Genomic DNA, 1,796 nt, shown 5'->3' on the forward strand with positions numbered 1-1,796 from the left:
ATGCCGATGTCAGTACGCTCGACACGGCTTCCCACTTAAAGCGGGACAGTCATGCTACCGATAGAGTCTGAGGATGAAGGGAGCTGAGGAGATGGGAACTGGTTGCCGCATCTCCTGTATCATCAGTTTTATGACAAAAAAAACTCTACGACTCAAGCCATACGGACAACCAGCCGCGTCATTTTTGCCGCACTTACAGACCAGGGAAAACGAAGCCTGCGTGCAGTGGGGGAATTAATTCATCGCCCGAAAAGCAGTGTTCATCGCCACCTGCAAGCGCAAGCCCGTAGGAACCGACATCCTGAATCGGGGTTTTGGGAAACCGAAGAGGGGGAGGCATGGCTGAGATTGCTGGTATTTGCTGTGCTGTACACGTTCGGGCTGCAACATCATGTGGGGGCGGGTGCCTTGTCGGATTTCTTCCAATTGATCCGCCTTCATACCCATGTGGGGGTGTCTCCCAGCGCCTTGCAGACCCAACTCAGCCGGATGGAAGCGCTGTTGCCCCTGTTTCAGCAACAGTGTGAAGCCTCGGTACCGACGCGGACACGCCAAGCGGTGGTGGCCGCGGATGAGACGTTCTTTGGGGAGATTCTGATCTTGGTGCTGATGGATTTGTCCTCGGGCTACCTATTGCTGGAGTCGATTCAGAAGGACCGGGGTTTCGATACCTGGTTTGCCCAGGTGACCCCGCGCCTGGAAGCACTGGGTATCGAAGTCAACCACGCCATCAGTGACCGGGCGAAGGCCCTGATCAAATTAGCGGTCACAGGCTTTGAGTGTACCTCGGGCGCGGATACGTTCCACGAGCAATATGGCCTCAGTCGCTGGTTGTCACCGGCCTTGGGACGTCGAAAAGCCAAGGCGGATCAGTGCTGCGAACTGGCCCAGAAGGCCCTTGATCAGCCGTCGCGCGGAGCCAGTACCGAGGAAAAGGCGGCTTTGGCGGCACAACAGGCCTGTGCCTGGGAAGCCCGCGCGCAAGTGGAACAGGCGCAGCAAGAGTACCAGAAGCAGTTGCTGGGAATCGCCGAGGAAATCCATCCCTTCTCCCTGGAGGAGAATACTCGCACGACGGCGGAGAGCGTAGTGGCAGGACTGGAAACGCGAGCACAGGCCCTGGAAACTCTGGCGGCGCAACAAGGGATCCAGGATACCCGTTCCGCCCTGAAGAAGTTCCGTGCCCAGATCGGCGCCTTATCGAGTCACGTCAGCTTTTGGTGGCTTTGGGTAGAAGAAATCCTGCTGGGCTGGTCTCTGGATGAAGCGACTCGGCAATGGCTGACGAGCAAGCTGTTGCCCGTACTCTATTGGCACTACCAAATGCGGAAAACGCAAAACAGGGTTCACCGGAAACGGTATCAGGAGGCTTGGCAGCGAGCATTAGAGGCCTGGAAAGCAGACCCGTTCCATTCGGGATTCTCCGAGAGTGAGTTGCAGCGCTGGCTAGAATGGGGGGAATGGATGGTGCGACAGTTCCATCGCAGCTCCTCCGCCGTCGAAGGGCGCAATGGCCGCTTGTCCCAGTTGTATCATAACGGGCGAGGTCTGACGAAATGCCGCCTGGCTGCGCTAACGGTTATCCACAACTATGGGGTGAGACGTAGTGACGGCACTATCGCAGCCGAACGTCTGTTTAGCACCTCTTTCCCTGATCTTTTCGATTGGCTGCTCAACCAGATGGGGGAACTTCCCTTACCGAGGAAGTCCCGCCACCGGGTTGTGCATAACCCATTGAAGTTAGAGATTGTCCCGGCTTAAGTGGGAAGCCNATGTTTGGCACCTCGGCCTCTTCC

General features: G+C 57.0%; 1 protein-coding gene. It reads left to right on the forward strand.

Features of this window, described 5'->3' with window-relative positions; translation table 11 throughout:
* Positions 1-102 precede the first annotated feature (102 nt).
* On the forward strand, positions 103-1,761 hold the full coding sequence (locus tag E4Q08_RS23660; protein ID WP_169072210.1) for a DUF6399 domain-containing protein: 1,659 nt from the start codon (positions 103-105) through the stop codon (positions 1,759-1,761).
* Positions 1,762-1,796 lie beyond the last annotated feature (35 nt).

The organism is Candidatus Accumulibacter contiguus, from assembly GCF_012940005.1.
GTDB lineage: Bacteria > Pseudomonadota > Gammaproteobacteria > Burkholderiales > Rhodocyclaceae > Accumulibacter > Accumulibacter contiguus.